This is a genomic window from Alcaligenes sp. CHO6, from assembly GCF_037120595.1.
Taxonomy (GTDB): Bacteria; Pseudomonadota; Gammaproteobacteria; order Burkholderiales; family Burkholderiaceae_B; genus Alcaligenes; species Alcaligenes ammonioxydans.
Map to the genome: position 1 here is coordinate 86808 of NZ_JBANCI010000001.1, position 13583 is coordinate 100390.

Annotated in this window: 12 protein-coding genes; 5 read left to right on the forward strand and 7 right to left on the reverse strand. The window is 59.1% G+C overall.

All coding sequences use genetic code 11. The features are described 5' to 3' along the window. Position 1: 1 nt before the first annotated feature. From V6936_RS00400 to V6936_RS00420, 5 genes are all read left to right on the forward strand, one after another. Positions 2-1126, forward strand: a complete 1125-nt coding sequence (locus tag V6936_RS00400) for an ABC transporter permease (RefSeq protein WP_003803229.1) — start codon at positions 2-4, stop codon at positions 1124-1126. Between the two features lie 54 nt (positions 1127-1180). Beyond that, entirely contained in the window at positions 1181-1621 is a 441-nt protein-coding gene (locus V6936_RS00405) for a phasin family protein (protein ID WP_230406189.1), read from the forward strand. Positions 1622-1626: 5 nt separating this feature from the next. Continuing rightward, the gene (phbB, locus tag V6936_RS00410) at positions 1627-2373 is read left to right on the forward strand and encodes an acetoacetyl-CoA reductase (RefSeq protein WP_039943686.1); all 747 of its coding nucleotides are present in this window, start codon (positions 1627-1629) and stop codon (positions 2371-2373) included. Between the two features lie 71 nt (positions 2374-2444). Continuing rightward, positions 2445-3629, forward strand: a complete 1185-nt coding sequence (locus V6936_RS00415) for an acetyl-CoA C-acetyltransferase (RefSeq protein ID WP_003803235.1) — start codon at positions 2445-2447, stop codon at positions 3627-3629. 28 nt (positions 3630-3657) lie between these two features. Continuing rightward, complete coding sequence (locus V6936_RS00420; RefSeq protein WP_426345226.1) at positions 3658-6261, forward strand: DUF3141 domain-containing protein; 2604 nt, start codon at positions 3658-3660, stop codon at positions 6259-6261. Between the two features lie 363 nt (positions 6262-6624). Here V6936_RS00420 and V6936_RS00425 read toward each other — a convergent pair whose 3' ends face one another. From V6936_RS00425 to mhpD, 7 genes are all read right to left on the reverse strand, one after another. After that, complete coding sequence (locus tag V6936_RS00425) at positions 6625-8037, reverse strand: Asp-tRNA(Asn)/Glu-tRNA(Gln) amidotransferase GatCAB subunit A (RefSeq protein ID WP_003803238.1); 1413 nt, start codon at positions 8035-8037, stop codon at positions 6625-6627. Then, positions 8030-8212, reverse strand: coding sequence for a hypothetical protein (locus V6936_RS00430; RefSeq protein ID WP_003803240.1), 183 nt, complete (start codon positions 8210-8212; stop codon positions 8030-8032). The genes V6936_RS00425 and V6936_RS00430 overlap by 8 nt, the downstream gene beginning before the upstream one ends. A gap of 221 nt (positions 8213-8433) precedes the next feature. Then, a complete protein-coding gene (locus V6936_RS00435) occupies positions 8434-9051 on the reverse strand; it encodes a hypothetical protein (protein ID WP_003803243.1) in 618 nt (205 codons plus the stop codon). A gap of 322 nt (positions 9052-9373) precedes the next feature. Continuing rightward, a complete protein-coding gene (gene mhpT / locus V6936_RS00440; protein WP_003803244.1) occupies positions 9374-10618 on the reverse strand; it encodes a 3-(3-hydroxy-phenyl)propionate transporter MhpT in 1245 nt (414 codons plus the stop codon). Positions 10619-10760: 142 nt separating this feature from the next. After that, a complete protein-coding gene (gene dmpG / locus V6936_RS00445; RefSeq protein ID WP_003803248.1) occupies positions 10761-11795 on the reverse strand; it encodes a 4-hydroxy-2-oxovalerate aldolase in 1035 nt (344 codons plus the stop codon). 17 nt (positions 11796-11812) lie between these two features. Beyond that, entirely contained in the window at positions 11813-12760 is a 948-nt protein-coding gene (locus V6936_RS00450; protein ID WP_336579238.1) for an acetaldehyde dehydrogenase (acetylating), read from the reverse strand. A gap of 25 nt (positions 12761-12785) precedes the next feature. Next, positions 12786-13583, reverse strand: a complete 798-nt coding sequence (gene mhpD, locus V6936_RS00455; RefSeq protein WP_240209391.1) for a 2-keto-4-pentenoate hydratase — start codon at positions 13581-13583, stop codon at positions 12786-12788.

Below are 13583 nucleotides of genomic sequence, written 5' to 3' on the forward strand. Positions count from 1 at the left end.
GATGAGAAAACTCAAGAATGTACTGTTGCTGGGTCGCAAGGAGCTCTGGAGTCTATGGCGTGATCCCATGATGCTGCTGCTGATTGTGTACGTGTTCTCGGTCTCGATTTACACCTCGGCCACTGCCCAGCCGGAAACCTTGAACAATGCGCCTATCGCAATTGTGGATCAGGACCAGAGCCCCTTGTCGGCCCGTATTGCGTCGGCCTTTTATCCGCCGGAGTTCATTCGCCCGCACATGATCGAATACGGCGAAATGGATTCGGGTATGGACACTGGGCAGTTCACTTTTGTGTTGAACATTCCTCCCAATTTTCAGCGCGATGTCCTGGCGGGGCGTAGCCCCGAGGTGCAGCTCAATATTGATGCCACTCGCATGAGCCAGGCCTTTACCGGCAATAACTATATCCAGCAGGTGGTAATGGGTGAGGTCAACGAATTCGTGCGGCGCTACCGCAGCGTTGACACCTTGCCGGTGGACCTGGCCTTGCGTGTCCGCTTTAACCCCACGTTGGAAAAAGCCTGGTTTGGCAGTATTGCCGAAGTCATCAACTCGGTTGCCATGCTGTCCATTATTCTCACCGGGGCTGCCCTGATCAGAGAGCGCGAGCACGGCACCATTGAACACTTGCTGGTGATGCCCGTCACGCCGGGCGAGATTATGGCCTCCAAAGTGACGGCCATGGGGCTGGTGGTTCTGATCGCCACGGCTGCATCGCTCAAGTTTGTGGTGCAAGGTCTGCTGGGTGTGCCGATTGAAGGTTCCATTGCGCTGTTTCTGTGCGGCGCAGTGCTGTGTCTGTTTGCCATGACTTCCATGGGTATCTATCTGGCGACCTTGTCGCGCAGCATGCCCCAGTTTGGCCTGTTGCTGATGCTGACCCTGCTGCCCATGAACCTGCTCTCGGGCGGGCGCACGCCCCGTGAAAGCATGCCTGAAATTGTGCAGCATCTGATGCAGCTTGCCCCCACCACGCATTTTGTGTCGTTAGGGCAGGCCATTTTGTTCCGTGGTGCCGGTATTGAAACGGTGTGGCAACCCTTTTTGGCCCTGTTGGTGATCGGGACGGTTTTGTTCGTTCTGTCGCTACGGCGTTTTCGTAACACCATCTCTCAGATGGCTTGATGGACTGGGCCCCGTCAGGGGGCACTTTTTTCCTTTAAGGAGATTTCGATGAGCATGGAGACACTTCCCCTGGACCTGTACAAGGCCAATGTCGAGCTGCAATTGCGTATCACGCGCCTGTTGCAGGAGGGCGGTCACCGCTGGCTGGAGTCCGTACAGAAAAGCAGCCTGAGAAGCGTGGAGCAGACCACGGCTGAGATTGAGAACTTGCTGCAAACCGGCAACTGGCAGTCGTTGGCAACTCTGCCGGCCGACACGTTCTGGCGTCTGTTCCAGCACGGGGTCAATGACAGCCAGGCCATCAACCAGTTGGCTATTGAGAACCAGACCAAGTTCACCTCCGGTTTGCAAGAAGCGCTGGAAGCCTGGCAAAAGTCGGTGCTGGCCGTGGTCAGCGAGACCAGTGCTGCAGTACCGGTCATGGATATTTTCAAGCAGTGGGGCGCGCCTTGGGCAAATGCTGCCAGCGCCTCTGACACTCAAAAGGGAGCATAAGCGGTATGTCTACGGTTAAACGCACGGCGTTGGTGACGGGAGGGATGGGCGGTCTGGGTCAAGAGATCGCCCGTGCCCTGCATGATGCGGGTCATCGGGTACTGGTGACCCACTCGCGCAGCGAGGCCGATGCCCAGGTCTGGCTCAAGGAACAGGCCGAGGCCGGTTATGAGTTTCAGGGCTATCACGTTGATGTTGCCGATTTCGAGTCTTGCCAGCAGATGGCCCAGGCCATTGAAAAGGACGGCCAGCACGTTGACATCCTCATCAACAATGCCGGCATTACCCGTGACGGCACTTTTCGCAAGCTGAGCAAGGACAAGTGGGACGAGGTCTTGCGGGTCAATCTGGACTCGGTGTTTAACGTGACCAAGCCCTTTATCGATGGCATGCTCGAGCGCGGCTGGGGCCGGGTGATCAACATCTCCTCCATCAACGGCAGCAAGGGACAGTTTGGCCAGACCAATTATTCGGCTGCCAAGGCGGGCATGCATGGTTTTACCAAGGCGCTGGCACAGGAAGTGGCACGCAAGGGTGTGACCGTCAACACCGTCTCTCCCGGCTATCTGGCCACGAAGATGGTCATGGCGGTGCCCGAGGATGTGCGCAACAGCATTATCGCGGGCATTCCGGTGGGCCGTTTGGGACAGCCCGAGGAAATTGCCGCGTTGGTGACCTTTATTGCCAGCGAAGCGGCTGGTTTTATGACAGGCAGTAACGTCGCCATGAATGGCGGCCAGCATATGTACTGATCCTGACGCTGACCACTGGCTGCCTGTAGGGGGCCCGCTTGTCGGGCCTGTGACTTAGGAAAGGAATGGATATGCACAAAGATATCGCGATTCTTGCCGCGACCCGTACCCCCATCGGCCGTTTTCAGGGGGGGCTGTCCACGGTGCCCGCCCACGATTTGAGCGCCCAATTGATTCGTGCCGTGCTCCAGGCGACGGGCGTAGCCGCCGATCAGATTGACGAGGTCATTCTGGGCCAGGTCCTGACCGCCGGCGCAGGCCAGAATCCGGCCCGTCAGGCTGCCGTGAATGCGGGTCTGCCCTACGAGGTGCCCTCCATGTCGCTCAACAAGCTGTGTGGTTCGGGCTTGAAGGCGGTCCATCTGGCGGCGCAGGCCATTGCTGCAGGTGACGCCGATCTGGTTCTGGCCGGTGGACAGGAAAGCATGAGTCTGGCCCCGTTTGCCGTTCACAAGGCGCGTACAGGTTTGGGCCTGGGCCATGCCATGATGGATGACACCTTGCTGCGTGATGGTTTGACAGACGCGTTTCACAACTACCATATGGGCATTACGGCAGAAAATCTGGCCGAGCGTTACGGCATCAGCCGCGAGCAGCAAGATGCGTTTGCCCTTGAGTCCCAGCGCAGAGCCGTGGCTGCCCTGCAAGCGGGACGTTTCAAGGAAGAAATCACCCCGATTGAGGTGCCTCAGCGTAAGGGTGACCCGCTGCGTGTGGAGACCGATGAGCAACCTCGTGCGCAAACCACGCTGGAGTCGTTGGCCAAATTGCGCCCTGCCTTCAAGAAAGAGGGCACCGTCACGGCGGGCAACGCCTCAAGCATTAATGACGGTGCCGCCGTGCTTTTGCTGGCCAGCGCCGACAAGGCCAAGGCATTGGGCCTGCCCGTATTGGCATGGGTTCGGGGCTGGGCCAGCACCGGGGTAGATCCAGCCATCATGGGGATTGGCCCTGTGTCGGCCAGCCGCAAGGTCTTGAAGCAGGTAGGCTGGGACCTGAACGAGCTGGACCTGATCGAGGCCAATGAAGCCTTTGCCGCCCAATCGCTCGCCGTGGCCAAGGATTTGCAGTGGGACATGAACAAGGTCAATGTCAATGGTGGGGCCATCGCTTTAGGTCACCCCATTGGTGCATCGGGCGCCCGTGTGCTGGTCACCTTGGTTCATGAAATGCGTCGTCGCGGTGCGCGTAAGGGTCTTGCCACCTTGTGCATTGGCGGCGGTCAAGGTGTGGCTATCGCTATTGAGGCCGCATGAACCGGTAGCAGAATGAAGGGAGAAGATGATGACAGATAAGTCTCGTGACGACAGCACGGCGTGGTCCCCTTGGATGATGAATCCCTGGAACCTGGGTCAGACCGTCTCCTCGTACTGGGTGGATGCCTGGCAGCGCGCCATTTTGTATGCCGATATCGAACGTCAGGTCGGGGACCAGTACCAGGCCCAACGTAAGATGAACGTGCCCAATGTGCTGAATTTTCCGGCGGAACTGGTCATGTCGGGGCTGACGCTTCCCCGACCCGTCAACTATCTGATGGTACGGATTGTGCCGCCCGACGATCAGCCTACCGTCCCTGGCAAGCGCCCGTTTCTGGTGGTGGACCCCCGGGCCGGGCATGGGCCGGGTATCGGTGGATTCAAGTCCGACAGCGAAATTGGTGCTGCGCTTAAAGCGGGGCACCCTTGCTATTTTGTGGGCTTTTTACCTGACCCTGTCCCTGGCCAGACGGTCGAGGATGTGATGCGCGCACACGCCGCCTTCGTCAGCAAGGCAGCCGAGCTGCACCCCGACAGCCAGGGTAAGCCGGTGGTCATTGGCAATTGTCAGGCTGGCTGGCAGGTCATGATGGCCGCCGCGGTCTGGCCGGATCTGTTTGGACCGTTGATTCTGGCTGGCGCCCCGCTGTCTTATTGGGCGGGGCGCAATCCCATGCGCTATGCCGGCGGTTTGCTCGGGGGCAGTTGGCTGACCGCCCTGACCAGTGATGTGGGGCATGGCCGTTTTGATGGTGCGTGGCTGGTCAAGAATTTTGAGAATCTGGACCCTGCCAATACCTTGTGGACCAAGCAGTACCACGTTTACGCCAAGGCGGACACGGAGGCTGAGCGCTACATCGGCTTTGAGAAATACTGGGGCGGTTATGTGTTTCTGAATGATGTGGAAATGCAGTACATCGTGGACAACTTGTTTATCGGCAACAAACTGTCCACGGCTCAGCTTCTGACCTCGGACGGCATTCGCATCGATCTGCGCAATATCCGTTCGCCCATTGTGGTGTTCAGCTCCTTTGGCGACAACATCACGCCACCGGCCCAGGCACTGGGCTGGATCACGGACCTGTATCTGGACGATGACGATGTGCGCAGCCATGACCAGACCATCGTGTTCACCACGCATGATCGTATCGGCCACCTGGGCATTTTTGTATCGGGCAGTGTGGGCAGCAAAGAACACCGCAAGTTTGCCAGCACCATCGATCAGATTGATCTGTTGCCCGCTGGCATTTACCGGGCCACGGTAGAGGAAACTCCGGGCGACGACACCTTGCTGAATGATCCGTATCTGATGTCAGTGCGCCAGAGTAGTCTGGCTGAAATCGCGCAGATTGTGCAGCCGGACCCCGAGTCGGACCGTCGTTTTGCCGCTGCTGCGCGTCTGTCCGAGATTAATCTGGCTTTCTACAAGAGCACCTTGCAGCCTTGGGTCAAGGCTCTGTCCACGCCGTATAGCGCCGCCTTGCTGGAGGCCTTGCATCCTATGCGCCTGTCTTACGAGTCCTGGACCAGCGCTCACCCTTGGGCGGACACGATTCATAAATGGGCCGAGAATATTGCCCAGCAGCGTCAGGCGGTGGACCAGGACAACCCCCTGCTGCAAGCGCAAGAGAATTTCTCGCAGGCCATGGAACGGGCTCTGGATAACTACCGCGATCGTCGTGACAGCATCTATCAGATCTGGTTTGACACGGTGTATGGTTCGCCTTTGCTGCTGGCCCTGGCCGGTCACGCCCCCGGTGATTCGACGCCGGCGCGCCCGCATCCGGGTAGTTCACCCGAGCATCTGGCTTTTGTCCGTGAGCAAATGCACAGACTGGACGGTCTGCTCAATGAAGGCGGTTTGCTGGAAGCCGCGCTGCGCGGTTTGTTCCATATTGCCAAACAGCGCAATAGTGTGGACGAGCGTTATCACCATGCCGCCATGCGCTTGCGCGAGCAGTACGATGCCGGCAAGTTTGATATTGAAAAAATGCGTGCCGCGATTCGCGAGCAGGCCTTGGTGCTGGCCCATCATGGCCATAAGGCGGTGGAAGCGATTCCGCACTTGCTGAGCAGACATACGCCGGAGGAAATTCGTCTGGTGGCGTCCCTGATCAAGAAGCTGATCAGTGCGATTGATGAGCAGGATGCGGCACCTGCGGCGGTGGCCAAGGCCTCGCAAGAGGTGCTGGATTTGTTCGAGACGGCGGCCCGGCAGCGGGAGCAGGCAGAACAGTCCGTACCGCTTGAAAGCACACCGCTTGCAAGGACAGCAGCCACGCCGGTAGCGAAGGCGACGAGCGAGACAGTGCCCGGGTCCCCGCCCGGTGCTGTGTCGACACCACTGGCTCAAACTGGGGCAGGTATTCCGGTGAAAAAGACCGCAGCGGGCACCAAACTGGCGCCTGAAGTGGCTGCGCCCGCGGCTGCCCAGTCTGGTCCTGAAGTGGCTGCTGCAGTTGTCGCCAAACCCGCGCCTGAAGCGAGAGCTTCCGCAGCCCCCAGGAGCGCGACCAAAACGACGCCGCAAACTGCCAGCCGTGCTACCCGGACCGCAGCACCCGGAAAGGTGGCGGGCAAGTCCGCTGCCACGGGTCGCAGCACGGCCAAAGGACGGACGCGCAAATCCTGAAACCGGGTGCGCATGACATTGTGACGGAGTGCCGAGTATGAAACATTCATGCTCTGGCCGTGCTGTGTGGATGAGGGGTGCGGCGTTGCGTGTTATCGCTGCCACGGTGTGTTAGGTGGCGCAAAACAATGTTTGCTGATGAAAGAAAGACCGGCGCCCGTGACTGGGCGCCGGTCTTTCTTTTGGGCCTGCAGGCCGGCCGCTTAGGAGGGTCTTGCTGGTCAGGATGGCGACATCCAGATCTGCCGGAGTTGACCGGCGTCATTCAGCGGCTGGAGAGCACAGGGGGTCTGCTGATACCGGCGTGCTGGTGTGAAAACCCTGCCCCGTCTGACCAGGCGTACAGAGGGGGCAGGGGGCAGCTTAAGGCTTCAGAACGGGCTGGTGTCCGGCCATGGGTTTCATCGATTCCACGGCGTAGGCAACATTCAGGATGCGTGCTTCTTCAAAGGCGGGGCCGATGATTTGCAGTCCTACGGGCATACCGTTGGCGATACCGGCGGGCACCGTGACGGCCGGTAGACCAGTCAGGTTGCTGGGGCCGGTAAAGCGGATGCCTTCGTCGATGAAGTCCAGCGTTTTTCCATTAATGTTGACGGTATCGACGCCAATGTCGGGCACCTGGCAAGGCAGGGTGGGAGCGATGATGACGTCTACGTCGCTGAAGGTGCCGGTAAATTGCTGTTTAAGGGCGCGGCGTACTTGCTGGGCTTGCAAATAATCGATGCCGCTAAACAGCTCACCGAGTTCAAACAGGAAGCGAATGTCACCGCCGAAATCGTTGGGACGTTTGATCAGGTCCTGGTGGTGGATGGTCGCAGCCTCGGTCAGGCTGACGGCCAGCTCGGCCCATTCGGAATAACGCAGGGCAGGCACGGTCAGAGGGATGACTTTGGCGCCCTGTTTTTCCAGGTCGGCCAGGCGCTCGCGGATGACTTTTTCAATGCCCGAGTCGACGTTTTTGAAGAAGTAGTCCTCAATGATACCGATGCGCAGGCCTTTGACCTCACCGTTCAGGGCGCTCAGGTAGGAGCCGACCGGGACGTTGGCGCAGGTTGGGTCGCGCGGATCAAAGCCAGCAATCACTTCCAGCATGGCAGCGGCGTCGGCCACGGTTTTGGACATGGGGCCGACGTGGTCCAGGGTCCAGGCCAGCGGGTAGACGCCGAACTTGCTCACACGCCCGTGGGTGGGCTTCAGACCGACGATACCGCATGCGGCGGAGGGGATACGGATGGAGCCGGCCGTATCAGTGCCCAGGGTGTTGTAGGAACTGTGTGAGGCCACGGCAGCGCCCGAACCACCGCTGGAGCCACCGGGCACACGGTCTGGATTCCAGGGGTTATGCACGGGGCCAAAGTGAGGGTTGTTGTTGTCGATGCCCCAGGCGTACTCGTGCATGTTCAGCTTGCCGGTAAAAATTACGCCGGCATCGCGCAGCTTGGTGGCAACTGTTGCGTCGTCCTTGGAGACGAAATCCTTGTGGATTTTGGAGGCCATGGTGGTGACCTCGTTGGCAAAGTAGATATTGTCTTTCAGGGCCAGCGGCACGCCATGAAATACGCCCTTGTACTTGCCGGCCATGATGTCTTGCTCGGCTTGACGCGCGCTTTGGCGCGCCTGCTCGGCGGTGATGGAAATGTAGGCGTTGGTCTGCGGGTTCGACTGATCGATGTAGGCCAGCAGGTTGTCAGTGACTTCGACAGGGGAGACCGCCTTGGTGCGCAGTTTATCCGCCAGTTCAATCACGCTGAGTTCAAGCAGTTCCTTATTCATGGTGGTCCCCTCCGGCCAGATGCTTGATCGCGAGGTCGGCATCGTCGATGGCGATCCCTTCCAGATTGCCCTTCATGGCCTGAATTTCACGCCATTTGGTCTCCAGCTTGGCCAGATGCTCGGGGCTTGGGTGTATCCCTTTTGCAGCCAGGGTGTCTTTGACACTTACAGTCATTTGTCCTCTCCTTATCGTTGTCAAAACCGTGCATGCGCAAATGACGCGCACAAAAAAAGCCCCACCCCTTGTGCAAAGGGAGTGAGGCTTTATTGCCTGCATGTCGCTGGCAACTTTGGCAGCGCATGCATCTGTTTTGGCAGACTCAGGTGTCTGCTTATTTAATCTACAAAATCCCGGCCGTGAAAAACACTAGGGTTTTCCAGCGGACAGAAGAGGGTTTATGGCGTGCTCGTGTTTTGCTGCCAGCGCAGATACGCATTACGGGTCTGTGCACAGACGGACTCCAGAACCTTTTGATGCGTGACTTTATGGCGTGCCAGCAAACGCGCATCGGCCACTGTGCGAGATTTGCAGAACCAGTGGCAACTGTGTTGGAACAGGTACAGTTCTGCGGACAGATGAAATGCCCGGCTTTTGGGGTCCCACTGCTCCCCATTGTCTGCCACATGGCGCAGTCCGGCGGCATGAATCTGCAAAAGCTGACGAAAGTCCCGTGTCATGGAGGGGAGAAGGCGTTCGACATAAGGCACACAGAAAGGCAGCATGCCCATTCGGGTGCTTTCGGCCGGTTCCTTTTGCAGTAGATCTGCCAACGATTGAACCTGGCTTGCTACGGCATTTTCCGTCTGCGCAAACATTTCCAGAACCTGACGCTGGCGCGAGGGGTCCTGTTCACCGATGGCGCGGGCATAGCCTTCTGTCAGCGTTTCCATGTGACGCTCCAGCTGGAAACTGCTCAAGTGGCGGCCCAGCAAGATAATGCGCCCGCGTTGATAGCGTGCCCGCAGCAAGTGCAAAGCAATGGCGGCGGCCAGAAGAAGTAATACCGTGTCCATCTTTAGAGTGTCCGTTCAGAGCCAGGCGTCTTGTTGCGTTTCCTGGCGGTGGGAAAGCCTGGTCTATAGAAAACTTCTGCCAAGAAGAGTCGGCCATTGTATATCGTCATTCTTTATCCTTGTTTCCATTCTCTGAGGATTGACCAGAGTAAAGGCCAGGATAAGAGCTTGGTTCGTCCCGCTTGGCCTCATAAAAAAGCGCCCTCATTGATAGGGGGCGCTTTGTGGTATTGCTGTCAGAGATCTGTAGTCACGCAGGCCGGTAATGAGGCTGATGCTGCCTGCTGATTGCACTTCTGCCCTGAGGCCGTCCTGTTTGTGTTCAGGCCTTGCTGACGGCTGACAGGGCTGGGCGCTTGATTGACTGCGCCTGCTCCTGATTGATCTGACGCACCACCAGCAACATGCACAGCGCCGAGACGATAATGCAGGGAATGGCCGAGCTGATTACGCCCGCAGCACCATAGCCCTGGCTGAGCAGCATGCCTGCAATGGTCGGACCCAAGGTGGCACCGATGCGGCCTACTGCAGCGGCGGTGCCGACCCCTGTGGCACGCACGGCGGTGGGGTAGACAATGCCGCCAAAAGCATACAGGACGCCTTGGCAACCAATGACAAACGCACCCGTCAAGGCGGCGGCCCAATACATCTGTCCCAAGCCCGATGCTCCGTTCAGACTTAACAGGCCAGCCAGAATGCCACCGTACATCAGCGCAATGACCAGCGCCTTTTTCCAGCGGTCGGTCAGATAGCCCAGCAGGACCGTACCCAAGGTTGCGCTGACCATGAACCAGAATTGGGCGGTGCTGCCTTGTTTGCGGCTAAAGCCCAGCTCCTGAAACAGCGAAGGCAGCCAGCTCAGCATCAGATACACCACCATCAGCGTGAAAAAATAGCTGACCCACAAGAGCAGGGTGCGGGTGGCCAAACCATTGCTGAACAGATCTTGGAAGCGTCCCTGAACTGCGGTTCGGCTTTCTCGTGCCTGCAGAAACTCGCGTGATTCAGGCAACAGCCACACCATGACAGGGATGACCAGCAGGGGCAGCAGACCGCCCAGATAAAAGATGTTTTTCCAGTTTTCCCCGAAGTTGGAGGCAGCGACCAGCGACAAAATGGCTGCCCCCACCGGCATGCCCGCATACATCATGCCTACCGCACGGGCACGGTGTTCGGGCTTGACCGACTCGGCGGCCAGAGTGATCAGGTTGGGCATGGCTGCGCCCAGGCCAGCCCCGGCCAGGAAACGTACCATCAGGAGGATAGCCAGGCTGTTGACCCAGGCAGTGAACAGGGTAAACAGGGCAAATACGGCGACCGAGGCAATCAGCACGGCTTTGCGCCCGTATTTATCTGCCCAGCGCCCGCCCATCAGTGAACCGGGCAGCAGCCCCAGAATGCCTGCACTCAGAAAGTAGCCCTGATAGGTTTTATCCAGTCCGAACTCCGCTGCCACGCCTTTCACGGCGATGCCGGCGGCCTGAATGTCCATGCCTTCGATAACAGCGATCAGAAAGCAGATCGCTACGGTAAGGACCGCATGCTTGCGGCCATGGGTTTGTGTCATTGCAATGTCTCCTCGGTTGACCGGGACGTTTTTTTATTGCTTCTGCGACCTGCCCGCCCCGAATTCAGGGCGCAGAAATCCGCTCACCGCGCGCTAAAGCGGCGGTGAGTCGGGGTAGAGTTTTTTTTTCGATTTTTTGGAATCAGGCCGTCGCGGCTTGTCGTTGCAGCAAGTCCAGAGCCACGTCCACAATCATGTCTTCCTGGCCGCCAACCATGCGACGCTTGCCCAGCTCGACCAGAATGTCCACGGTTTTCAGACCGTATTTCTGGGCGGCTACTTCGCTGTGACGCAAGAAGCTGCTGTACACACCGGCATAGCCCAGGGCCAGGGTTTCGCGGTCTACGCGCACCGGGCGATCCTGCAAGGGGCGCACAATGTCGTCCGCTGCGTCCATCAGGGTGTACAGATCCGTGCCATGGTTCCAGCCCATGCGTGCGGCGGCAGCAATAAACACTTCCAGCGGCGCATTGCCGGCTCCGGCACCCATGCCCGCCAGGCTGGCATCAATGCGGTCGCAGCCTTCCTCCACGGCCACAATGCTGTTGGCCACACCCAGAGACAGATTGTGGTGGGCGTGAATGCCGGTTTCGGTTTCGGGCTTGAGCACATCCTTGAAAGCGCGGAAACGGTCGCGCACATCATTCATGTTCAAGGCCCCGCCCGAGTCGACCACGTAGCAGCAGGTGGCCCCGTAGCTTTCCATCAGCTTGGCTTGTTCGGCCAGATGTTGAGGCGTGGTCATGTGGCTCATCATCAGAAAGCCCACCGTATCCATCCCCAGATTGCGGGCATATTCGATGTACTGCTTGCTGACGTCAGCCTCGGTACAGTGTGTGGCCACCCGCACAATGCGGGCACCGGCGTCATAAGCGGCTTTCAGATCGTGGATGGTGCCAATGCCTGGCAGCAGCAAGGTGGCAATCCTGGCATGGGTGACAACCGAGGCCACCGCCTCAATCCATTCCAGATCGGTGTGTGCGCCAAAACCGTAGTTGAAGCTGGAGCCACACAGCCCATCGCCGTGGGCGACCTCGATGGAATCGACCTTGGCCTGATCCAGGGCACGGGCAATATCCATGGCGTTTTGCACGCTGTATTGGTGACGTACGGCGTGGCTGCCGTCGCGCAGCGTCACGTCGGAAATAAAAAGCTTTTTGTTGGGATCGTGTGCCATTGTGATGTCCTTGCGTGTCATGCGGTTTGCGTCAGCAGGCGGGTTTGAGCCAGACGCTCGGCGCAGGCCAGCGCGGCGCTGGTCATGATGTCCAGGTTGCCGGCATAGGCGGGCAGATAGTGGGCCGCGCCTTCTACCTCGATAAACACCGAGGTTTTCAGACCCGAACGCCATCCGAGGCCAGGCACATTGATGGGCTTGTCCTCGGGGATCACATCGAACTGCACTTTTTGCTTGAGGCGGTAGCCAGGCACATAGGCCTGAACCTTGGCGGCCATGCGCTCAATGGACTGTTCGATTTCCCCTTCTTTGCCCGGATCGCTGAGGGTGTAGACGGTATCGCGCATCAGCAAAGGTGGCTCGGCCGGGTTGAGCACAATGATGGCCTTGCCCACGGTGGCGCCGCCCACCACCTGCATGGCTTTGCTGGTGGTCTCGGTAAATTCGTCAATATTGGCACGGGTTCCGGGACCGGCTGATTTGGACGAGATCGAGGCAATGATCTCGGCATAGTGCACGGGGGTGACCTGCGAGACTGCCGCAATAATGGGCACGGTGGCTTGTCCGCCACAGGTGACCATATTGATGTTGGAGGCGTCCAGATTGTCGTCCAGGTTCACCACCGGGATGGTGTAGGGGCCGATAGCCGCCGGTGTCAGGTCAATGACCTGAATGCCGTGCGCCTGCAGGACGGCATTGTGACGGGCGTGTGCCCCCGCGCTGGTCGCATCAAATACGATGCGAATGTCCTTGAAGTTGGGCAGCTTCAACAGCCCATCCAGTCCTTCGTGGGTGGTGGGCACGCCCAGGCGGGCCGCACGGGCCAGACCATCGGAGGCGGGGTCGATTCCGACCATCGCGCCCATTTTCAGGTGTTTGCTTTGGCGCATCACCTTGATCATCAGGTCGGTGCCGATATTGCCCGAGCCAATGATGGCGACGGCAATGCCGTTGGGGTTTGTCATGTGTGTTACTCCGTACAAAGAGGACTTAGCCTGCGCTGAAGGTGACGGATACCGAGCCCAGGCCCTCGATCACGGCTTCAATGTGATCACCGGGGGCGACGGGGGCCATCGGGCCCAGGGCTCCGGTCAGAATCAGATCGCCGGCCCGTAGCGGTTCGCCCAGCTTGGCCATGGTGCGGGCCAGCCAGGCGGCGGCGTTGAAGGGATGCCCCAGGCACTCGGCGCCACTGCCGCTGGAGGCCAGCTCGCCATTGCGATGCAGGCTCATGCGCGCGGCGCGCAGGTCCAGACCGTCCAGGCGACGGGCAGGGCCGCCCAGCACGTACAGGCCGCTGGAGGCGTTGTCGGCCACAGTATCCACAAAGCGGATATCCCAGTTGGCAATGCGGCTGCCCACGATCTCCAGGGAGGGCATGACCCAGCCTACGGCCGCGGCGACATCGCCAAAGCCGGTGTCGGCGTGGGGCAGATCGCGCTCCAGCACCAGAGCAATTTCGGCTTCAATCTTGGGTTGCAGCACACGTTCAATGGGGACAGTCTCGCCATCGCCATAGGCCATGTCGGCAAACAGGGCGCCAAAGTCGGGTTGCGACACGCCTAGTTGCTGCTGGACCTTGGGGTTGGTCAGGCCGATCTTGCGGCCCGTCAGGCGACGACCTTGGGCTAGTCCACGGGCAATGTTGATGCGCTGTATGGTGTAGGCTGCCTCGGCATTATCTTCACCAATCAGGCTGCGAATCGGGTCTATGGACTGATTGCTGCTCTCGGCCTGGCGTAGACGGCTGGCCAGGGTATCGAGCAGATCGCTGGATGCCTTGTTCAT